This is a genomic window from Aquiflexum gelatinilyticum (genome assembly GCF_024813435.1).
GTDB classification, from domain to species: Bacteria; Bacteroidota; Bacteroidia; order Cytophagales; family Cyclobacteriaceae; genus Cognataquiflexum; species Cognataquiflexum gelatinilyticum.
Genome location: NZ_JANAEZ010000001.1, coordinates 274,768 through 295,367 on the forward strand (window position 1 = coordinate 274,768; position 20,600 = coordinate 295,367).

General features: G+C 39.9%; 20 protein-coding genes. 10 read left to right on the top strand and 10 right to left on the bottom strand.

Features of this window, described 5'->3' with window-relative positions:
• Positions 1-5: 5 nt before the first annotated feature.
• The 6 genes from NK987_RS01090 to NK987_RS01115 all read left to right on the top strand — a co-directional run bounded on the left by NK987_RS01090 (position 6) and on the right by NK987_RS01115 (position 5,567).
• On the top strand, positions 6-1,028 hold the full coding sequence (locus NK987_RS01090; RefSeq protein WP_259262370.1) for a glycosyltransferase family 4 protein: 1,023 nt from the start codon (positions 6-8) through the stop codon (positions 1,026-1,028).
• Between the two features lie 8 nt (positions 1,029-1,036).
• Positions 1,037-2,515: an oligosaccharide flippase family protein gene (locus NK987_RS01095; protein ID WP_259262371.1), complete on the top strand. Its 1,479-nt coding sequence runs from the start codon at positions 1,037-1,039 to the stop codon at positions 2,513-2,515.
• Positions 2,516-3,056: 541 nt separating this feature from the next.
• A complete protein-coding gene (locus NK987_RS01100) occupies positions 3,057-3,980 on the top strand; it encodes a universal stress protein (protein ID WP_258423487.1) in 924 nt (307 codons plus the stop codon).
• 161 nt (positions 3,981-4,141) lie between these two features.
• Positions 4,142-4,690 (top strand): RNA polymerase sigma factor, encoded by a 549-nt coding sequence (locus tag NK987_RS01105; protein ID WP_258423510.1) that lies wholly within the window; start codon positions 4,142-4,144, stop codon positions 4,688-4,690.
• Between the two features lie 36 nt (positions 4,691-4,726).
• Positions 4,727-5,101, top strand: a complete 375-nt coding sequence (locus tag NK987_RS01110; RefSeq protein ID WP_259262372.1) for a hypothetical protein — start codon at positions 4,727-4,729, stop codon at positions 5,099-5,101.
• Positions 5,102-5,114: 13 nt separating this feature from the next.
• Positions 5,115-5,567, top strand: coding sequence for a type 2 periplasmic-binding domain-containing protein (locus NK987_RS01115; RefSeq protein ID WP_259262373.1), 453 nt, complete (start codon positions 5,115-5,117; stop codon positions 5,565-5,567).
• Between the two features lie 26 nt (positions 5,568-5,593).
• Here the strand turns inward: NK987_RS01115 and mscL are convergent, their stop codons facing one another.
• Complete coding sequence (gene mscL / locus NK987_RS01120) at positions 5,594-5,998, bottom strand: large-conductance mechanosensitive channel protein MscL (RefSeq protein ID WP_259262374.1); 405 nt, start codon at positions 5,996-5,998, stop codon at positions 5,594-5,596.
• Positions 5,999-6,220: 222 nt separating this feature from the next.
• On the opposite strand from mscL, the gene NK987_RS01125 reads away from it, so the two are divergent.
• Positions 6,221-6,595, top strand: coding sequence for a methylglyoxal synthase (locus NK987_RS01125; protein ID WP_258423483.1), 375 nt, complete (start codon positions 6,221-6,223; stop codon positions 6,593-6,595).
• On the top strand, positions 6,595-7,581 hold the full coding sequence (pfkA, locus tag NK987_RS01130; protein WP_258423482.1) for a 6-phosphofructokinase: 987 nt from the start codon (positions 6,595-6,597) through the stop codon (positions 7,579-7,581). The genes NK987_RS01125 and pfkA overlap by 1 nt, the downstream gene beginning before the upstream one ends.
• A gap of 66 nt (positions 7,582-7,647) precedes the next feature.
• On the opposite strand, the gene NK987_RS01135 is transcribed toward pfkA, so the two are convergent.
• The 5 genes from NK987_RS01135 to NK987_RS01155 all read right to left on the bottom strand — a co-directional run bounded on the left by NK987_RS01135 (position 7,648) and on the right by NK987_RS01155 (position 12,328).
• On the bottom strand, positions 7,648-8,946 hold the full coding sequence (locus NK987_RS01135) for a TRAP transporter large permease (RefSeq protein ID WP_259262375.1): 1,299 nt from the start codon (positions 8,944-8,946) through the stop codon (positions 7,648-7,650).
• Positions 8,947-8,949: 3 nt separating this feature from the next.
• Positions 8,950-9,435 carry a TRAP transporter small permease gene (locus NK987_RS01140; protein WP_258423480.1) on the bottom strand — a complete coding sequence of 162 codons (486 nt, stop codon included), beginning with the start codon at positions 9,433-9,435 and terminating at the stop codon, positions 8,950-8,952.
• A gap of 102 nt (positions 9,436-9,537) precedes the next feature.
• Positions 9,538-10,590 carry a TRAP transporter substrate-binding protein gene (locus tag NK987_RS01145; protein WP_259262376.1) on the bottom strand — a complete coding sequence of 351 codons (1,053 nt, stop codon included), beginning with the start codon at positions 10,588-10,590 and terminating at the stop codon, positions 9,538-9,540.
• Positions 10,587-11,249 carry a beta/alpha barrel domain-containing protein gene (locus NK987_RS01150; protein ID WP_258423478.1) on the bottom strand — a complete coding sequence of 221 codons (663 nt, stop codon included), beginning with the start codon at positions 11,247-11,249 and terminating at the stop codon, positions 10,587-10,589. Before NK987_RS01150 ends, NK987_RS01145 begins: the two co-directional genes overlap by 4 nt.
• Before the next feature lie 83 nt (positions 11,250-11,332).
• Positions 11,333-12,328 carry a sugar kinase gene (locus NK987_RS01155; RefSeq protein WP_258423477.1) on the bottom strand — a complete coding sequence of 332 codons (996 nt, stop codon included), beginning with the start codon at positions 12,326-12,328 and terminating at the stop codon, positions 11,333-11,335.
• Between the two features lie 106 nt (positions 12,329-12,434).
• Here NK987_RS01155 and NK987_RS01160 point away from each other — a divergent pair, with 106 nt between their 5' ends.
• Positions 12,435-14,090, top strand: a complete 1,656-nt coding sequence (locus NK987_RS01160) for a UxaA family hydrolase (RefSeq protein ID WP_259262377.1) — start codon at positions 12,435-12,437, stop codon at positions 14,088-14,090.
• 63 nt (positions 14,091-14,153) lie between these two features.
• On the opposite strand, the gene yiaK is transcribed toward NK987_RS01160, so the two are convergent.
• On the bottom strand, positions 14,154-15,152 hold the full coding sequence (gene yiaK, locus NK987_RS01165) for a 3-dehydro-L-gulonate 2-dehydrogenase (protein ID WP_259262378.1): 999 nt from the start codon (positions 15,150-15,152) through the stop codon (positions 14,154-14,156).
• 45 nt (positions 15,153-15,197) lie between these two features.
• The gene (locus NK987_RS01170; RefSeq protein WP_259262379.1) at positions 15,198-15,485 is read right to left on the bottom strand and encodes a DUF1330 domain-containing protein; all 288 of its coding nucleotides are present in this window, start codon (positions 15,483-15,485) and stop codon (positions 15,198-15,200) included.
• A 107-nt stretch (positions 15,486-15,592) separates the two neighbouring features.
• On the opposite strand from NK987_RS01170, the gene NK987_RS01175 reads away from it, so the two are divergent.
• On the top strand, positions 15,593-16,996 hold the full coding sequence (locus NK987_RS01175) for a tagaturonate reductase (protein WP_259262380.1): 1,404 nt from the start codon (positions 15,593-15,595) through the stop codon (positions 16,994-16,996).
• On the opposite strand, the gene arfB is transcribed toward NK987_RS01175, so the two are convergent.
• Both arfB and NK987_RS01185 read right to left on the bottom strand, forming a co-directional pair.
• Positions 16,997-17,413 carry an alternative ribosome rescue aminoacyl-tRNA hydrolase ArfB gene (arfB, locus tag NK987_RS01180; RefSeq protein WP_259262381.1) on the bottom strand — a complete coding sequence of 139 codons (417 nt, stop codon included), beginning with the start codon at positions 17,411-17,413 and terminating at the stop codon, positions 16,997-16,999.
• 14 nt (positions 17,414-17,427) lie between these two features.
• The gene (locus tag NK987_RS01185) at positions 17,428-20,229 is read right to left on the bottom strand and encodes a formylglycine-generating enzyme family protein (protein WP_259262382.1); all 2,802 of its coding nucleotides are present in this window, start codon (positions 20,227-20,229) and stop codon (positions 17,428-17,430) included.
• Positions 20,230-20,600 lie beyond the last annotated feature (371 nt).

A 20,600-nucleotide genomic window follows, 5' to 3' on the forward strand; every position in this document is an offset into this window, starting at 1 on the left:
CATCTATGATTATTTATACCTATCCAGTACGGACTGCATTTACGGATAGAGATGTTGAAATGATCCAGACTAAATTTTCCATCAAAACACTTCAGTTTACCCAAAATCCGGTTGCTCTCCCTTTCTTCTTTATTCTCCAGTTTTTTCAATTAGTTATCTTCCTGCCAAAGACAAAGTATTATTTGTGTTTTTTTGGTGGATACCATTCTGTCCTACCGACTTTCTTTGGCAAAATTTTCAAGAGAAAAGTTTTTATCCAATGCGGAGGAACTGATGCCGTCAATATGCCGGAGATAAACTACGGGAATTTCAGAAAGAAATGGCTGAGATTGGCGACTGTTTACAGTTTTAAAAACTGCACAAAAATACTACCTGTAGCCGATTCTCTTATCCAATCGGATTATAAATATGATCCGCTGATTTCATCCAAACAAGGTTTGAAGAACATGATTCCCGATCTAAAAACCCCGATGAAGACTATCCATAATGGTTTTGATACAGATTTTTGGATTGATTTTGGAAAGGAAAGGAAGCCGATGACCTTTATCACTGTGGCAAAAGGAATCTCCAATCCTGTCCGAGGGAGGATCAAAGGCATTGACTTGATTGAATTGATTGCATTGAGGTTTCCCCAAGCTGAATTTACTTTGGTAGGTGATGTTGACTATAAGCCCACAGCAAAAAACATTTCAGTAACCGGTCCAATGGACAAAGACAGGTTAAGGGAATTATATAATATACACCGATATTACCTCCAATTATCCACATCTGAGGGTTTTCCGAATGCATTAGCCGAAGCCATGCTGTGTGGTTGCGTTCCTATTGGTTCAGCAGTCGGAGACATTCCATTGATCATAGATGATTCTGGTTTTATTTTGGATCAAAAAAATCCCGATAGATTAACCAAAATAATCCAAGAGGTTTTAAACATGGATTTTGAAAAGAAAAGATCAAAATCCAGAAACAAAATCTTGAAAGATTATCCTTATTCCAAAAGAAAGAAAGAATTATTGGGATTGTTTAACTGATTAATTCATTGGAAAAATTTGCCCGACAAAGCATTCTTACTACGCTCTCCCATTATTTGGGAGTGGCAATTGGGTATTTCAATGTATTGTGGCTCTTTCCGTATTCCCTTGCACCTGAGGAAATCGGGATCTTCAGAACAGTGCAAGACATGGCAATGCTTTTGGTTCCCTTTGCGCAATTGGGATTGGGAAATGCGATCACGAGGTTTTTTCCCCAACTCAAAAGCAAGCAGGGGTCTTTCCTCACCTTCAGTGTTTTGGTTACCTTGATGGGATTTATTGCTGTCTCTCTTTTGTTTTTTATTTTCAAAAGCCAAATTATAGCTGCCTTTGCCGTCAATTCCCCGCAGGTCATTGACTTCTTTGTAGTGGTATTGTTAATTACCCTATTTGCAGTAGTTAATACCGTTTTGGATGCCTTCAGCAGGTCTTATATGAAGATCTCAATACCGACATTACTCAGGGAGGTTTTGTTGCGGCTGCTCTCGACGGTGCTTGTTTCGGTCTATTTAGTCGGTTGGATAGACTTTGATCAGATGATTTGGGGATTATCGGTCAATTACCTTATCGTCCTTGGAAGCTTGATAAGCTACATGTTCCGCATTGGGATATTCAGCATTGAAACAGATTTCTTTTTTGAAAGAAAGGGCTTCAAATCAGAGTTTCTCAATTATAGCTTCATCACTTTACTCGGCACTGCAGGAGGCATTTTGATCATGAAAATTGATAGCCTGATGGTGAGTTCCATGATCGGATTAGAAGCCAATGCGATTTATAACATTGCTTTTTCAATTGCCATCGTGATGGAAATGCCTCGCAGGGCCATTTCTCAGGTCAGTATGCCTGTGGTCGCCGATTATTTTTCCCGTCAGGAATTCCCAAAGATCGACAAGCTTTACAAAGACATTGCCGTAAACCAGACCTTAATCTGTATTTTGCTTTTTTTGGGAATTTGGTCAAACGTAGATAATCTCTACCATTTTGTCCCCAATGGTACCATCTATGAAGCTGGTAAATGGGTTGTCCTTTGGATTGGTTTCGGAAAAATGTGCGACGTTATTTTCTCCATCAACGGAGAAATCATCGTTTTTTCAAAATATTACATCTTTAACATCACAGCAACAGTCATCATGAGTATCGCAGTGGTGGTTTTTAATTTGTTGCTGATTCCGTCTTACGGTATCGAAGGAGCTGCATTTGCATCCTTTCTGGCGATGTTTTTCTTCAATTTTCTCAAATACCTCTATATTAAAATAAGGCTATCTTTTGAGCCATTTTCATGGGATGTGCTGAAAATCCTGATTCTAGGTTTAGGAATCTACTTTATACAGGCTTATATATTCAGCAAAAATAATCCAGGAATACCAGACCTTATCATCAGATCGCTTGCGATTACGTTATTTTATGCATTGGGGATTTTCTTGCTTGGAATAGCCAAAAAAAATCAGAGAAAAGTAATTGAAAAAATAAAAGGGCTCAGGCCTTAGAGTGTTACCAAACCTCTTTACTGACAGGATTTGAGCTGCCACGAGATCCGCAAACTTCCACTGTTATCCTGAATCCGAAGATACGAGGTCCTTTATTACTAAAGGATGAGGCCTGTTTTTGGAAAGGGCTTCACTCGGGATTGTTTTATAATTGTGAAGTCGGAACATGTCGGCGACCCGAGCCATTTGTGCAAATATACAAATTATTGATATAATGAATTGGGTCTTCTCTTTCAAATTCACCTCCAAATAATCTGAACCTGCCAAATTTTCCATACAAAATAGGAATACTTATAATTGACCAAAAATCATTTTGTTGAGAACTTAAAATATGTATTTTTATTAGGTGAAAAATTAAAAAAAATTAATATATCTAAAAAAACCACAAGCACACCAAACTATTCAATCAAAATCTGTTGATTTACAGTACAAAAATCCGTAATGGATTTTGATTCTGGAAATAGACAAAATTTTATTCTTCCATCATCTATTTTTCATCATCGGATTCGCGTAACTTTGTGTTTCGAAAAGGCTAAATAAAATGTATCAAATAAAAAAGCTCATCGTTTGTCTTGACCAAAGCGACCTAGATGAAACCCTGGTTAGGTTTGCATCCTTTGTGTCCCGAGTCAATCAGACTAAAAAAATTTATTTTACCAACGTCATCAGAAATCTGCAAATACCCAAGGAAGTTTTGGAGGAATTTCCCAATCTCATAGATAATATGGTCGAGGAAAGGAAGAGGCAGATGAAAGATGTCGTGGACAAAAACTTTAGCAAAAAAGAAGATATTGAATTTTCTTATGTGGTCAAAGAAGGACAATTAAGTAAAAAAATTCTAAAACTGGCCCACGAAAAATCTGCTGATATGATCATTATAGGCAGAAAAGTAACTCTTCCAGGCACAGGGGTTATTTCACAGAGGCTTGCAAGAAGAGCAAGTTGCTCCTTATTGATTATTCCCGAAAAGGCGGAACCCAAAATGGACAAACTATTGGTACCATCCGATTTTTCTGATTATTCGAAAGATGCTCTTGAAGAGGCAATTATTATTGTGGAAAAATATGGAGGTAAAGCCGAAATAATTTGTCAAAATGTATTCACTATCCCCTCAGGCTATCATTTTACCGGAAAAAGTTATGAAGAATTTACTTCCATCATGCTAATGCATGCGGAGATTAATTTCAAGAAGTTTATCCGAAATATTGATACCAAAAACCTAAAAATCACACCAATCTATACGCAGGATGACGACGATGACCCGGTAGAAGAAATCATCGCCAAAGCCAAAGAAATAAGTGCTGACGGGATCATTATCGGTGCCAAAGGCAGGACTGCGGCCACCGCTTTATTTATTGGAAGCATGGCCGAAAGACTTATTCAACTGAATGAAACCTTCCCACTTTTGGTCACAAGACCAAAAGGAAAAAACGCAGGTATTTTGGATTACATCCTTGAAATTTGATTTGCTATTCTTGATATTTTTGAATTTAAAATCCGATCTTCAGCCCATATAGGAGATCGGATTTTTTCTTTTTATTCATCATAAGAGAGGCTACTAGAAATCCTTTCAGAAAGATGATTCCCAAATTAAACCTCTTGGAAGGAGAAATGTCAAAAGGCCTAATGATATCAATCAGTGACCTAGAACTTTTGGAATTGATCCGTAATCCCGAAACAAAGGAAAAGGGATATAGGCTGCTTGTAGAAATGTACCAAAAAAGGGTATATGGCATCATAAGAAAAATGCTGATAATTCATGAAGATGCTGATGATATTACCCAAAACACATTCATCAAGGCATTTAAAAATATAGAAAATTTCCAAGGCAACTCTTCCCTATTTACTTGGCTGTATAGAATTGCAACCAATGAAAGTCTAAATTTTCTTGAAAGAAAAAAGAAAAGGTATTTCTTTTCTATAGAAGATCATTTGGAGACCATGTCAGGATATTTGGACAGATCAGGATTGATTACAGGGGAAGAAATTGAAAAGCGCCTGCACAAAGCCTTATTGAAATTGCCTGACAAACAACGCCTGGTATTCAACATGAGGTATTATGAGGACTTAAGCTATGAACAAATAAGTCAGATAACATCAACGTCGGTTGGAGCGTTAAAAGCAAGCTACCACCATGCAGTCAAAAAAATAGAAATTGAACTCCATACAGAGTAAACCTCTGTGTTTTAAGCCTGTCTAATCAATTGAATTATGGAAAATTTACCCAAAAACATACTTTTCAAAACGCCTGAAGGTTATTTCGAAGATCTCCCTAACCGTGTTTTAGAAAGGAATAGACAAAAGAAAAGCCGGACCATCGCATTGTTTCGCATGACTGCAGCGGCGGCTTTGGTTACCATTGGGATTTATTTCTTTGTTATTAAAAATGAAATAATAGTGGAGCAATCACTCGAAGCTGATTTAGAGCAAGAAATTGACTTGTACATCAGTTCAGGATATTGGCAGGCAGAAGATATTCTTTCTTTTTCAGAAAATCCCAACCTCATCCTAGACGAGATCATTGAAGAAGAATGGGGAGGGCCGGAAAGTAGCCAAACAGATACTGATATCGAAGAATGGTTGTAAAACAAAGAAGATCATGAAAAAGACATTATTGATATGTGCTGTCCTTTTTCTTGTTGGAATTGAGGCTTTTGCCCAAAAACCCACCAATGAATATGACAAAGAAAAATTAGAAGCTGCAAGGGTAGCGTTTATTACAAACAGGCTAGACCTTAAACCTGAACAGGCTGAAAAATTTTGGCCGATATTCAATCAATATAATGAGGAAAGAACCAAAATGATGGATAAAGTTTCCTCACTCAATCGGGAATCAATGCAGGAAATCTCAGAAATGAGGGCAAAGGAAATCATTCAAAAAAGGTTTTCAATCCAGCAGCAGCTGCTTGACCGTGAAAAGTTATTTATGGAAGAAATCACCAAAGTGATTTCTCCGCAGCAGGCAATAAAACTAGGAGGAGTAAACCGGGAATTCACCCGTCAGGTGTATCAGAGACATCGCGGTGGTAGAGAAGGTGGCCCTAAGGAATAAAAAAAGCAGCCAAATGGCTGCTTTTTTTATTTATTTTTTAGCAAATCTCTGATCTCCTCGAGCAATAACTCAGATTTGGGAGGTGCAGGAGGTGGTGGTGCCGGCGCTTCGACTTCTTTCTTTTTAAAGGAGTTCATTCCTTTAATCGCCATAAAAATCACAAATGCGATGATCAGAAAATCCACCACGTTTTGGATGAAATTACCATAGCTCAAAACCACAGCAGGCAACTCGCCCTCTGCTTCTTTAATGATGATGCTGAGGTCCTTGAAATCAACCCCACCCAAAAGCACCCCAATTGGAGGCATGATGATGTCATTGACAAAAGAAGACACAATTTTGCCAAAGGCACCTCCGATAATCACCGCGACAGCCAGATCGACAACATTGCCTTTCATGGCAAACTCTTTAAATTCTTTTATTAGGCTCATAAATTAAACGGTTATGGTTTTTTTAAATAAGGCTCCAAAATAGCAAAAATTCAAAATCTATTGATATTTATCTTTTAATTTAGTCATCATACGAAATGAAATCTTTGGTTTTACCGAAATGTGAATTAAAATTTTGATCTAAATGATTAAAAAAAAATATCCAGAAGGCTTAAGCTATAAAATTTTATAAATTTACCCACTAAACCTATTAACCTAATCCCAATGAAAATAGCATTGATAGCCCATGATGGGAAAAAGGCCGACATGGTCCATTTCCTGAGTGGTTTTAAAAAGCAATTGCAAAACTCAAACATTGAATTGGTGGCAACCGGTACTACTGGTTCGCACATTGAAAAAATAGGGATTAAAGTTCAAAAAGTACTTTCAGGACCGATAGGAGGTGATGCCCAAATAGCAGCCATGGCGGCCCAAAAAGAACTTACAATGGTTATTTTTTTTAGAGATCCCCTTGACAAACACCCACATGAACCGGATGTGCAGATGTTGATGCGGATTTGTGATGTGCATAACATACCCCTCGCTACCAATCCCGCTGCAGCCGACCTCATGTTTAAACAATTAACTTCACAATTTTAATGGAACCAAAAACGATCAAAAGAATTGGTGTGCTTACCTCAGGTGGCGATGCTCCAGGCATGAATGCAGCCATCAGGGCTGTAGTCAGGGCAGGATTTTATTACAATCTGGAAATGTATGGCATCTACAGAGGATATGAAGGCATGATTCAGGATGATATCAAAAAACTTGAATCAAAAAACATTGCCCATGTTCTTGAAAGAGGTGGGACATTTCTTAAATCCGCCCGAAGCAGTGAGTTTAGAACACCCGAAGGAAGAAAAAAAGCCTATAATAACCTTGTCAAACACGGAATTGATGCTTTGGTCATTATCGGAGGAGACGGTTCTCTGACAGGAGCTCATTTATTTTATAATGAGTTTGGAATCCCATCCATTGGGTTGCCCGGCACCATTGACAATGACCTGGCAGGAACAGACTTGACAATCGGCTTTGATACTGCCTGCAACACCGCCATAGAAGCAATCGACAAAATCAGAGATACGGCTACCTCACACGACCGTCTATTCTTCGTAGAAGTAATGGGAAGAGATGCAGGCTTCATCGCCATCAATGCCGGAATTGGAAGTGCTGCTGCTGCCACATTGATCCCTGAAAAGAAAATGCCGATCGAAAGGTTGGTAGAAAGATTGAAGGCCAGAACAAAAGCCATGAAGTCTTCCAACATTGTCATTGTAGCAGAAGGAGGAAAAAGCGGTGGAGCGGTGGAAATTGCAGAGAAAATCAAAAAGGAACTCCCCTATTATGATATCAAAGTGACTATACTTGGTCACCTTCAGCGCGGTGGTGCTCCAAGTTCGTTAGATAGGGTTTTAGCCAGTAAGCTTGGAGTATTTGCTGTAGAGGGATTAATGCAGGGAAAATATGATGTAATGGCAGGTATCATCAATAATAAAGTCGTCTTCACTCCTATTTCCAAAGCGATTGTAGGGCACAAAGAAGTAGATGAAGATGATTTCAGGATTGCAAAAATATTATCCACCTGAAACAATCTTATCATGCAAAAAGGAGGTTTTTTTTACCTCCTTTTTTTATTTAACCTTATAATATTTTTACATCAATCCAAATAGCCTAGGCAACCATAGCGTCATTCCAGGCCAGAGTGTAATTACAATCAATCCCAAAATCATGGCAATAAAAAACGGAATTAAAGTACCGATTACTTTTTCCAACGTGGTACCTGCCACCTGAACCCCAATAAACAATACAGAACCTACAGGCGGAGTACACAATCCTATACATAGATTCATGATCATAATGATTCCGAAATGGACAGGATCGACCCCAAGTTCAATAACAATAGGAAGGAAAATCGGAGTGAAAATCAACACTGCAGGCGTCATATCCATAAAAATTCCGACAAAAAGTAGAATGAGATTGATCAGAATTAATATCACCACAACATTATCACTCACAGAAAGCAGGGAATTGGTAATCGCCTGAGGGATATCCTCACTTGACATCACCCAAGACATGCTCATCGATGTCGCTATTAGAAGAAGGACGATCGCTGTAGTCTCCGATGATTTCAACAATATAGAGGGCAATTCCTTAATTTTAAGATCTTTGTAATATAGAGACAAAGCCAAAGTATAAATCACAGCTATGGCTGAAGCTTCTGTTGCTGTAAAAACACCTCCTACAATCCCACCGATTACAATGACCAATAGCATCAGAGAGGGAAAAGCACGGAGGAAAGTCCTTCCAAATTCCTTTAAGGAAACCCCTTCCCCCGGAGGCAATTTTTCCTTTTTGATGAAAATCGCAGCTGTAACCATCAATACAAAACCAATAAAAATTCCAGGCAAATAACCTGCTACAAACAATGCTGCTATAGAAACACCGCCGGAAGCCAAGGAATACACGATCAGGATATTGGAGGGAGGAATGATCAATCCTGTAGTCGACGAGGTGATATTGACAGCTGCACCAAGTTCTTTGGGATAACCTTCTGTTTCCATCCTTTTGCCAAGGATACTTCCCAATGCGGATGCAGCCGCAGCAGCTGAACCGGCAATAGCGCCAAAAAGCATCGCCGCGATCACATTGACATATAACAAACTCCCGGGAAGTCTTCCTGCCAGAGATTTTGCCAATTCTATCAAGCGGTTGGCAATTCCTCCTTTATTCATTATCTCTCCTGCCAAAACAAAAAACGGAATAGCGAGTAAAGCAAAGCTGTCTAAACCGGTAGCCATACGCTGGGCTATGGTAGTAGCGGATGGGCCTGCTGCAACTGAAACCAGCAAAGTGATAAAACTAGCAATTCCCAAGCTCCATGCAACAGGAACCCCAATTGCCAATAAAGTAATAAAGGAGAGGATCAATATAATGATGCTGATATATTCCATAGATCAGGAGTTATAAAGTCTGTAATGATTGGAAATCTGAAACATCTGATAGTATATCACGAGCAGTCCACTGACCGGTAATATGGTATAGATGTAAGCAAGGGGAATTTGCATGGTTGCAGATTTTTGTTCCAAAATGAAAGTGATATAAACAAGGTTACTTCCTCCAAGAACCATTACAGAAAAGGCAAACAGCAATACCAAAGCATTGATCAGAATCATCAATTTCATTTTTGACTTGCCATGGAGTCTCTTTGGCAATATGTCAATAGCGATATGTTGATCTTGCCCCGCCACATATGCGGCACCCAACATACCCAACCAAACAAGCATATATCGCGATAATTCATCTGTAAAAGAGCTTGGATTCTGCACAACGTACCTTGACAAAACCTGCCATGTCACATTAAAAACCATTAAAGCCATCAAAATAATCAAGAGGCTTGAGACGACTTTGTCCAGCTTTATTTTGAATGAAGGATTAAGCATTGGCAAATAAATTTTGGGTTAAAAGAATTGAATGATTCAATTTGAATTAACAAAATCAAAAGGTTGGATTAAGGTAAAATAAAGATCCTATTTTAGTTTTCATTACTCAATCTTTCTGATTTGATCAACAATTTCAAATAAATTGGGCTGGGTAAGTTTAAATTCCTCATACATACTTTCAGTAGCTTCTCGGAATCCAGCCACTTCAGGATAAAGGATTGTAACTCCTGCTTTCTTAAGTTCTCTGTAAGATTCTTCCACAGATTCTGCCCACAATTTATATTGGTAAATTGCGGATTCATCTGCAGCCTCTTGAAGCCATAACTTTTCATTTTCATCAAGTAGATTCCAGACTTTGGTACTGACTATCAGGACATCGGGCACAGCAGTATGTTCATTGATGGAATAGAACTTACAGACTTCATAATGCTTAGAAGTGTAGAGACTCGGAGGATTGTTTTCGGCACCATCGACAATTCCTTGTTGCAGAGCAGTATAGAGCTCACCGTAGGAAACCGGTGTCGGAGATCCTCCAAAACTCTTCACCATATTGATGGCAGTATTGCTTTCCATCACCCTGATTTTCAAACCCTTGAGATCAGATGGATTTTCTATTGGTTTGCTTTTGGTATAAAAACTCCTCTTTCCTGCATCATAGTAACACAATCCCCTCAGCCAAAAATCTTCCGCATCAAGTAGTAATTGCTTTCCGATTTCACCTTTAAGCACCTTGTCTCTATGAGCGTCATCCTCGAAAAGATACGGCATTGAAAGGACCTGCATCCTGGGAGCAAAACTTTCCATAGTCGCTGAGGAAACTTTTGTCATGCCCAAACTACCGATCTGAAGCAATTCCACCAATTCTCTTTCAGTACCTAATTGCTGGTTTGGATAGATTCGGATTTGCATCTGACCATTGGATTTTTCAGCGACCTTTTCAGCCATGAAAACCATCGCCTCATGGACAGGATGCGTGACTCCAAGTCCGTGGCCCAATTTGATCACCCGGACTCCTCCCGGGCCTTTGCAGGTAGAAAACAAAGCAAGGCAGACCAATATCAAAAAAACGGGCTTTGAAAAAATAGACAAACTATTCCGATTTTTCTTTTTTGAATTTAAATCAGTCATGGGTTCATTGTAAAATTGGAATTTCATTTTCGGATCTCTTGAATTGTTACAAGGGCTTTTTTGATATTGCTTTCCAAAACTTCGAATTCTCCCTTTTCTATGGCTTTTTTGTCAAATAACTGCGAACCCATCCCCACACAATGGACACCAGCTTTGAACCACTCCGAAAGGTTTTCCTGTGTGGGCTCAACTCCACCTGTGGGCATCATTTTGATATCAGGCATGACTGACAATACACTTTTGATAAATCCGGAACCCAATAAATTTCCGGGAAATGCTTTGACCAAAAGCGCGCCCATGGACTTTGCCTGAAAAACTTCCGTAACTGTGGCACATCCGGGAACCCAAAAAATCCCTTTCATCGTGCAGTAATTGGCAACTTCAGGAATCAAAGCAGGAGAAACCACAAAATCCGTCCCGATGTAATGAAAACGTGAGGCATCCTTTGCCGAGAAAACAGTCCCTATTCCCAAAAGCAAATCAGGGTATTTTTCAGAATAAATCTTCAACTCTTTGAACACCTCAAAAGCATTTGTTTCACGGTTGGTAAATTCAAAAACCCGGATGCCTGCGATGTATGATGCATCGATTACTGCCTTGGCTATAGAAATATCCTTATGATTAAATACAGGAATCATCCCTGTTTCGGCCATTTTTTCTAGGATTTCCTGATGGGTATATTTCATTTTAATAGTTGGTTAATAGGTTATTGAAAATTTGAAAATCAGTTAATGGTAGTATTCAAGTCTTGAGTTTTCCTGATCAATGTTTACCTCAAAAGTTTACCTACATTTTCTCCTTTTACCAGATCATGAACCTCTTCCAAAGACACAAAATTGGCATCGCCCTTTATACTATGTTTAAGAACTGATGAAGCAGTGGCAAATTCGATCGCTTCCTGGTCGGAAAGATGCATTAGCCCATAAATCAACCCTGCAATAAAGGCATCGCCCCCTCCTACTCTGTCCACGATATGGGTCATTTCATAGATGTTTGAGAAAAGGATTTCTTCACCGTTCCATAAAACCCCTTTGAGACGGTTATGTGAGGCAGAGATTGATTCTCTTTTTGTCTTGGTTATAAATTTGATCTGAGGATAATCCCTCTTCGCTTGATGACAAGCATCTGCCCAATCTTCCAAAGTGATATCCATGCAATTTTCAAAATCGGATTTTCCTGCCACCAAGACATGGGTATATCTGATCAGCTCTGGCATCACGTCCAAAGGTCCTTTGCCATATTGCCAAAGGTTTCTCCGATAATTGATATCACCACTGATAGTCAATCCCTTAGCATTTGCAACTTTAAGTGCCTTCAGCGTCATGTCTGCTGCATTTTGGCTGAGTGCTGGCGTAATTCCAGTCCAATGAAACCAATCCGCCCCATCAAAAACCAAATCCCAATTGATGTCTTTTCCATCAAAATTTGAAAAAGCAGAATCAAATCGGTCATAGATAATTTTCGATGAACGTTGCATGGAACCATTTTCCAGAAAATACAAACCCATCCTACCCTCTGAGAAATAAACGAAATCTGTATTGACACCGGTCTGTCTCAAATACCGGGTCGCAGCTTTTCCAATATCATGTCCGGGAAAAGCAGTCACATGGTAAGTTTCCTGGTCCCAATTGGCAAGACAGATGGAAACATTTGCTTCCGATCCTCCAAAAACAGCTTCATAAGAACTTGCCTGTACGAACCTTTCGTGACCCTGAGTGCTGAGACGCATCATTACTTCGCCTATAGTGATAATTTTTTTGCTCATTGTTTTAAAATGCTATTCATTCATGAAAATAAACACTTAAATTTTGTTTTCAAGAGATACAGGATATAAGTTAATGCAAACGATATCAGGTTAAATCAAGATATATATGACCGGCAAACCAAATACTTTTATTCAAATCCACGAAAAGGACAATGTATTGGTCGCTTTGGTGGATTTACCTGCAGAAAGTATAATAGATTTTGGAGGAAAGACAATCAAACTCCGACAGGAAATTCAGGCAAAACATAAGTTTACCATTGAGCCCTTGGCTAAAGAGGATTTGATCTATATGTATGGGACAGTCGTCGGCCGTACCAAGATAGATTTGCCTGTGGGAAGTCTGATTACAACCCAAAATACTGTCCACGAGGCTGCGTATTTTGGCAAGAAAACCGAAAATTATCAATGGAATCCTCCTTCCATAAGTAGGTTTCAAGGGCGGACATTTATGGGCTTTCACCGGGAAGACGGTCAGGTAGGGACATCAAATTATTGGTTGGTCATCCCATTGGTTTTTTGTGAAAATCGGAATGTAGAAGTCATCAAAGATGCCTTTAATGATGCCTTGGGTTATGGAAAAATAAATCCATTTAAGTCAATGGTCAAAAACATGGTGAAGCTGCATCAGGAAGGAAAACAAGATGAAATCGTAAACCTGAACGTAGAGAAAGCGAAGGAAATGGAGTCCAAATTGTTGTTTCCAAATCTTGATGGCATCAAAGTCTTGGATCATCAGGGAGGCTGTGGCGGTACGAGAAGGGATTCAGAATCCCTCTGCGCACTTTTGGCGGGATATATCAACAATCCTAACGTAGCCGGGGCAACTGTACTAAGCTTGGGATGTCAGAATGCACAGCCTTCAATTTTGAAAGAAAAACTCCATAAAATCAATCCGGAATTAAAAAAACCGCTCATTATTCTGGAACAGCAAAAGGAAGGGACCGAGCAGCAACTTCTTTCTGAGGCCATCAAAAAAACCTTTTTGGGAATGGTTGAAGCCAACAAACAGGAAAGAAAACCTGCACCGCTCAGTAAGCTTACTGTTGGGTTGGAATGCGGCGGATCAGATGGATTTTCAGGTATTTCAGCAAATCCTGCAGTCGGGTATGCCTCAGACCTGATAGTCGCTCTAGGAGGAACTACCATGCTTTCAGAATTTCCTGAATTGTGTGGGGTCGAACAGGAACTGATCAACCGCTGCACTACCGATGAGTCTGCTGAAAAATTTGCTGCTTTGATGAAAGCGTATTCAGCTTCTGCAGTCGCTGTGGGTTCTGGTTTTGATATGAATCCCTCACCCGGCAATATCAAGGACGGTTTGATCACCGATGCAATAAAATCAGCAGGAGCTGCCAAAAAAGGCGGAACTTCGCCTGTTACAGATGTGCTCGATTATGCGGAATATTTTAAAAATCCGGGTCTAAACCTTGTCTGCACTCCGGGCAATGATGTGGAAAGTACCACTGCCATGGCAGGTTCCGGGGCCAATGTCATGCTTTTTACAACAGGATTAGGAACGCCAACAGGGAATCCAATTGCTCCGGTGATCAAGATATCCTCCAATACAAAACTTGCCAACAGAATGCCTGACATCATTGATATTGATACAGGAGGTATCATTTCAGGCGAAAAAAGCATTCCTGAGATGGGTGAGGAAATCCTGGAAATGATCATTAAAGTGGCTTCAGGAGAAGTTAAACCAAAAGCGGTCCTATTGGCTCAGGATGATTTTATTCCTTGGAAAAGAGGTGTTTCGCTATGAAGTTAAAGGTTTTAAAAGTTGGAAGGTTTCAAAGTTGACCCGCACCATCCTTTTTCCCCCGAGTCAAAGCTCCTTAATGATGCTTTTCCAAATATTCTCATCCACAGGAACTCCATTTTGCATGTTTTCTGCGCGGGTTTTCATATTGTTTTCACCAGGGTAGCGGACTTCTTTGTCAGCAAAAGTCAAGGAGCTTTTCAGGTCTCCCACAATTTGATCTAGTTTCTGATCAGACCACTCCGTTATTCCCAATTTCTCGGCATCCATGCAAATAAAAACCTGCGACAAACCGGATTCTTCTCCACTTTCGCCAACCTGAAAAGTTGCATTTCCACCAGACATAATGGTGGCCAACATATCAAGTAACAGAGATAGACCAGCCCCTTTCCACAATCCAATGGGCAAAGCCAATTCGTTAGCTATGACCCTTTCGGGAGATTTGGTCAAGTTTCCATCAGGATCAAACCCGGCATCAAAAGGCATTTCTTTGCCTTCCCGCAGATAGGTTTTCAATTTCCCGTAAGAAAACTGAGACATGGCCATATCCAAAACAATATGACCACTTGATCGCGGAATGGCGATCACCAAAGGATTATTGCCAAGCTTCGGTTCTCTCCCGCCCCAAGCAGGCATATTGGGTTTGGTATTGGTAAAGCAGATGCCTATGCAACCGGATTCAGCAGCTTGCCAACCATAATTCCCAGCCCTCATCCAATGGTTTGTATTTTGGAGCGCAACGATTCCTACTCCAAATTCCTTTGAAATTCGAATCGCCCGATCCATACACCGGTGCGCATTGAGCGGACCTGGACCGAGGTTTCCGCTCCATCTTTCAAAAACCCCATAGCTGTCAAGAAGAGTTGCTTCCTGATTTGGTAGAACAAGTTTTTTCCTGATCATTTCCAAAAACACCGGAAACCTGTCCAATCCATGGGAAGCCACACCGTCCAAGCTTGCTTGGGCAAAAAGAGAAGCGCATAAAACTGCCCTGTCTCCTGTAAACCCATTTTTAAGAAGGATTTTTTCAAGAGTTTGAATAACTTCGTGGTAGGCTAAGCGCATGGTCGATGGATGTTGAGGAGCTAAATCAAAAATTCAAATGCGATATCACAAACTCTCCACAACCAGCATTTTGGATTTGGCAGCCCGGTACCTGATATTTTTGGCTTTGGTATATTCTTCGGAGTTCCACCATTCCTTTGCTTTTTGGACGGAAGGGAACTCAAGGATCACCAATCTTTCCGGATTCCAATCTCCTTCCAAAGATTCTGTTTGTGCTCCGCGCACTACAAATTTTCCTCCAAAAGGAATTATGGAACCGGGAGTAAGCTTTTTGTAAGATTCATACAATTCAGGGTCATGAATACTGACCTCAACAAGAACCAATGCAGGCATATTTTTTCTGTTTAGTGCATCAAAGTTTAGAAAAAATCCCTGATGTTTGACAAACTTTTATGTAAACAGCCATAAAACTGCTGTCTAATTTTAGATTTAAATCTGCTATGACAAACCTTGATTCCATCTCTTTGGTACCAAAGAAAAAAAGGCCTGTAAAAGTCCTTCAATTCGGGACAGGGAATTTCCTCCGTGGATTTGCCGATTGGATGATTGAGATTTTGAATGAAAAAACTGAGTTTGACGGTTCCATACATATCATCCAAAGCCATGGGAAATCCATTCCTGAGGATTTTGTAAGACAGAATTTTAATTATCATGTTTTCGTAAGGGGATTTCAGAACGGAAGAATCATCGATGAATATAAGCTTGTCACCTCGGTCTCCGGAGTAAGCAATCCTAATCTGGAATATGGTTTCTATTTGGATCTGGCCAAAAATCCTGATTTGGAATTTATCATTTCCAATACCACGGAAGCAGGAATAGTTTTCGATGAAAAAGATACCGATCCCAAAAAAGTACCGGCATTATTTCCGGGTAAGTTGGCGGCATTGCTTTACGAGAGGTTTACTTTTTTTGAAGGTGATAAAAGCAAAACCATGACAATTCTCCCCTGTGAACTTATTGAAAATAACGGGGACAAACTCAAAGAATGTGTGATCAGGTATTCGGCATTGTGGAATTTCCCTCAGGAATTCCTTGCTTGGATAGACACAACATGCACCTTCTGCAATACGCTCGTTGACCGGATTGTTCCTGGATTTCCAAAAGAGAATATTGAAGAGTTTGAGAAGAAAACAGGCTTTAGAGACCAATTGGCAGTGGTTGCGGAGCCTTATCACTTTTGGGCAATAGAAGGCCCTGAGGCATTGAAGGCTGTTTTCCAAACAGAAAAAACAGGGCTGAACGTGCACATAGTCGAGGATCTCCAACCCTATCGCCTTCGAAAAGTCAGAATCTTAAATGGTGCACATACGGCGATGGTTCCTGTTGCATATCTGAGAGGAATCAGGACTGTAGGGGAAGCGATGGAAGATCCTGAGATCTCAACATATATCTCAGACACCATTTATAAAGAGATCATCCCGACACTTGATTTACCAAAAGAAGAGTTGGAGCAATTTGCTGCTGAAGTTTTGGATAGGTTCAGAAATCCCTTCATCAGGCATGAATTGATATCCATTTCCCTCAACTCCATTTCTAAGTTCAGGGTCAGGGTCTTACCGACAATTTTGGAATACCATATTCGCACCGGGCAATTTCCTGAAAATCTAATCCGGTCATTTGCTGACCTCATTCGGTTTTACAAAGGAGATTTCAATGGTGAATACATTCCACTGAAAGATGAATCTGCGGTTTTGGCGTTTTTCAAAAAAGTATGGAAAAAGGAAAGCCACGAAGAAATCGTAGAAACGGTACTTGCCAATGAGTATTTATGGGGAATGGATTTGAATCAGATTCCGGCATTAAGAGTGAAGGTTAACCACTATTTGAAAATTGACGAAAATTAATCACCACTCTCCTCTCCTTCCTTTTTTCTTCTCGGAAAGGGCTTTCTTTTCCTTTAATCTATCCTCAATGGCACCTTTCCCAGGTTTGGTGGCTTTCCTTATTTTCTTTTTATGAAAAGCTTTTTTGAGCAGGTCATAGAATTTTCTAACAGCAATCTCTTTGTTTTGAATCTGCGACCTCTTCTCCTGACTTTGGATAATCAGGTTTCCTTCTGTATCGATTTTTGATGAAAGTTTTTCTAAAAGGGTCGATTTTTCAGTTTCATCAAGAATCTGTGAATTTGGGATATTGAACCTGAGCTCAACTTTGGAGTTGACTTTGTTTACATTTTGCCCACCGGGGCCGCTGCTTCGGCTAAATTGAAACTGAAGTTCAGCTTCCAATACCTGATTGGCAATTTTTTCAGAAATGGTCATTTACAAAGTTTCATTTAATAATCCGCAACACATCTAAATCCCACAGTTTCATTTCTTTCAAATCCCGGAGAAACCCTCAGCAGCATCTGCCGGTAATGTGTTTCCCTCGGACCACCCTGTACATACCACCAACTTGAGGAGGGCTTGAAATAGGAACCACCCTTCAGAATCATCATCTGATTGGTTCCATTGTCATAAATATCCGACGTCATTTGCCAGACTGAACCCACCAAATCTTCCAAACCCCAAGGGTTTTTACCTTTCGGATGGCTTCCCACTGCTTCAGGTATTCCATTCCCAATATTGCAAAACTCTTCCCCCAATCCATCCAAATGCTCTACAGTCAGGGTGTTGGTCACATATTCAAACCTCTTTTTCACTTTAAGGTTTTGGTCCCAAGGCCAATCCCTTCCATCACCCGACGAGGCAGCATATTGCCATTCTGCTTCTGTTGGCAATCTTTTTCCGGCCCATTTGGCATAGGCTTGAGCATCCTCAAGGCTTATATTCACAACCGGATGTTGTTCCATACCTTCCGGAATTTGGCCATTGACCCAATGGGCAAGAAAACGGCTTTTATCCAAAGGCTGATAACCTGTAGCTTTCAAAAATTCTTTAAATTCCTGATTGGTAATAGGATACCTATCCATATAAAAACCATCCATTGAAATAGTTCGAGGATAGCCTGCTGTAGGATAAGGGATAAATTGATCTCCCTGAGAAACCTTCATTTCAAAACTTCCCGAAGGGATTTTTACCATTCCCTTTGGCGCTTTGTCAGATCTTGGGGTCTTTTCGGGTGAACTTATCAATCTCGGAATTCCATATTCCATTTCGATGACTTGTTCATCCATCAATTCTTCTGACTCAAACAATTGGACCACTATTTTGCCTTCATACCGGCCAAAATTATCCCGAATGTCCACAGTATTCAGGCCTGAATTTAAACTCAAATACGAATTCCCATATTCCGGAACCCCCGCCCAAACCCTGATTTCATTTCCTTTGGAGGCTTTGATACTCAACTTATTTTGCTCCAAACCCACCTCTAATAATTTGGGGAAATAAGCAATACTCCCCACGGCACCTTCGTTGTTTGTCCCAAGCCATTTCTGGTGAAAAGCTTCCAAATCGACAGGAATCAAATGTTTATCCTCTGATTCCTGAACCAGCATTTCCTCATGATTCCAAAGATCGACATAATGCCAATCGGACCTGGGTTTTTCAACTTCGAAAAGATTTCCAAAAAATCCCTCAGGCTTAAGACTTAAAATGGTGTATATGGTTTTATTTTCCAAAGGCCATTTATTGACAAAAACCCCATCAGACAAAGTGGGTATCAGGGGAGTGAATCCAAATGAAATAAAATTGGAATGGTTTTCCCTCAAAATCCTCAAGGTCTTTCCAAAATACCGATAATCCTCCTTCATCCATTCAGGCCTTCCGGGTCTGAAAATATTCAGTTCAGTTCCATATCCATTAAAAAATGAGGTGGCATATTCCCTTCTGATCCGGTCATAGGCCAATTCAGCCACCCTGAAAATCGCAAAATCCGGTTTGATCAGTTTGTTGAGGTTTAGTAAAGGAGGATAATAAAGTGCATTGTGAACCCTTCCGGAAACAATCCCCGGCATGTCTTTGGGTACAGCCATCCCTTCGCTGTACATGACTACGCCGGGTTTTGCCAAGTCAGCAGCCTGCTGTATTTCAAGGCTAGAACTCCCTTTTGTATCCAAGACTACGCCATCAGCTTTGGTGGCCTTGATCAAAGCAGTCATGCCCTCCAAATGCCCTTCCAATCGGGTACTTTCATCCCAGGGGTTATAGGAAATAAAGAATTTGGTTCCAAGCCGATTCAAACTATCAGATATCGATGCCAACTGATCCAATCCACCCGGCAGATCTCTGAACAAATCCCACTGATTTCTTTGGTCCAATCCCAAAGTTGGCCATGTTGGCCAGATTCCGATCACATCATCCCCGCCAAACCATTCCTTGTTCCTTTGTTGAAAATCAAAAATGGTAAACCTCTCTCCTTCCCTATCATAAAAATCAGCATCCCAAGCCATCATTAAATGCATCGCATAAGACTTTCGGATCCATTTCAGGTCTTCCCTTTGATACATGCTGTAGTCAAAATCATCCAAATCGTAAAGGAACCTCTTTTGGAAAACCAGCTTCAATCCTTCCTGCCAATCACCCGTAAAGGAATCTACATACATCCTGTAGCTGACATTGGAGTTGGGAGGCAAAATAGTCTCAAACCTTCTCCTTTGGGCGCCATCCCAATACTTGCGTCTCATTAAACCGGCAAATCCTTGATTTCCGACTTCAAAACTGGAATAGCCCAATTCCCATGCATTGTCAGGAAGGATGACATTGACCGGATCATATCCCGGCCTGAAGAGGTGGGAACGGGATAACCGGTGATCGCCTTTTCCGGTGATGTAGACCTGATCTTCCAAACCTCCAAAGGGAATAAAATTTTCGACTTTCAGCGTATCTTTTGAAATATTGGAAAAAGTAAAGACAGCAGTCCAGTTGTCTTGGCCTTTCTTTATACTGTCAATACTTAGGGAAACCCGCCCATCCAAATTCCAAGACTTTTCATTCGGTAAAAAATCATTCGAATACTTTTTTTCACCATTAAGCAGAAAAGAGAAAACAGGAACCGGGCTATTAATCTCATTTTCTTTAACTCTTTTAAAATTCAGATTTCTATCCCAATCCAAATCAAAATTCTGTGAAAAAAGAAAAACAGGAAAAAGTTGAAATAGGAAGGTTAGAATCATGGGGAAAATTTTTCTTGTTTTCATTTTTAATGGAATTGGAAGATGTTAAAATCTTATTTCAGGAAATTATGGGTCTTACTTCAAGGAAAATAAAAATAAATCGTCAGATATAGAGAAAAAATTTAACCCGAAAAATTTAAATCTATAAGTCCAAGACGATTTTATAGCTTCTAAAACCGCCAGAAAAAAAATTTTTCATTTTTTTTAATTTTTTTTTTGCCTTGCGGCTTCAGATGGTAGAAGTAAAAATGGCATTGGTATTCATAAAAGTTAAAGTTATACAAATTTCCAAAACCTTAAAAAATCAAATAAATGCTTTTGGAATATATGAATTTATACTTCAAACTATTATTTGGAATTTTTAAATTAAAAACAATAAAAATGAAATTCATGTG

What these genes read in the sequence shown, in the direction of transcription:
- NK987_RS01135 (WP_259262375.1), bottom strand. Translation starts at nt 8,946, where the DNA reads ATGGAATATATCAGCATCATTATATTGATCCTCTCCTTTATTACTTTA.
- NK987_RS01160 (WP_259262377.1), top strand. Translation starts at nt 12,435, where the DNA reads ATGACCGGCAAACCAAATACTTTTATTCAAATCCACGAAAAGGACAAT.
- NK987_RS01125 (WP_258423483.1), top strand. Translation starts at nt 6,221, where the DNA reads ATGAAAATAGCATTGATAGCCCATGATGGGAAAAAGGCCGACATGGTC.
- NK987_RS01140 (WP_258423480.1), bottom strand. Translation starts at nt 9,435, where the DNA reads ATGCTTAATCCTTCATTCAAAATAAAGCTGGACAAAGTCGTCTCAAGC.
- NK987_RS01145 (WP_259262376.1), bottom strand. Translation starts at nt 10,590, where the DNA reads ATGAAATTCCAATTTTACAATGAACCCATGACTGATTTAAATTCAAAA.
- NK987_RS01175 (WP_259262380.1), top strand. Translation starts at nt 15,593, where the DNA reads ATGACAAACCTTGATTCCATCTCTTTGGTACCAAAGAAAAAAAGGCCT.
- arfB (WP_259262381.1), bottom strand. Translation starts at nt 17,413, where the DNA reads ATGACCATTTCTGAAAAAATTGCCAATCAGGTATTGGAAGCTGAACTT.
- NK987_RS01090 (WP_259262370.1), top strand. Translation starts at nt 6, where the DNA reads ATGATTATTTATACCTATCCAGTACGGACTGCATTTACGGATAGAGAT.
- NK987_RS01115 (WP_259262373.1), top strand. Translation starts at nt 5,115, where the DNA reads ATGAAAAAGACATTATTGATATGTGCTGTCCTTTTTCTTGTTGGAATT.
- NK987_RS01110 (WP_259262372.1), top strand. Translation starts at nt 4,727, where the DNA reads ATGGAAAATTTACCCAAAAACATACTTTTCAAAACGCCTGAAGGTTAT.
- NK987_RS01150 (WP_258423478.1), bottom strand. Translation starts at nt 11,249, where the DNA reads ATGAAATATACCCATCAGGAAATCCTAGAAAAAATGGCCGAAACAGGG.
- pfkA (WP_258423482.1), top strand. Translation starts at nt 6,595, where the DNA reads ATGGAACCAAAAACGATCAAAAGAATTGGTGTGCTTACCTCAGGTGGC.
- NK987_RS01155 (WP_258423477.1), bottom strand. Translation starts at nt 12,328, where the DNA reads ATGAGCAAAAAAATTATCACTATAGGCGAAGTAATGATGCGTCTCAGC.
- NK987_RS01105 (WP_258423510.1), top strand. Translation starts at nt 4,142, where the DNA reads ATGATATCAATCAGTGACCTAGAACTTTTGGAATTGATCCGTAATCCC.
- yiaK (WP_259262378.1), bottom strand. Translation starts at nt 15,152, where the DNA reads ATGCGCTTAGCCTACCACGAAGTTATTCAAACTCTTGAAAAAATCCTT.
- mscL (WP_259262374.1), bottom strand. Translation starts at nt 5,998, where the DNA reads ATGAGCCTAATAAAAGAATTTAAAGAGTTTGCCATGAAAGGCAATGTT.
- NK987_RS01100 (WP_258423487.1), top strand. Translation starts at nt 3,057, where the DNA reads ATGTATCAAATAAAAAAGCTCATCGTTTGTCTTGACCAAAGCGACCTA.
- NK987_RS01185 (WP_259262382.1), bottom strand. Translation starts at nt 20,229, where the DNA reads ATGAAAACAAGAAAAATTTTCCCCATGATTCTAACCTTCCTATTTCAA.
- NK987_RS01170 (WP_259262379.1), bottom strand. Translation starts at nt 15,485, where the DNA reads ATGCCTGCATTGGTTCTTGTTGAGGTCAGTATTCATGACCCTGAATTG.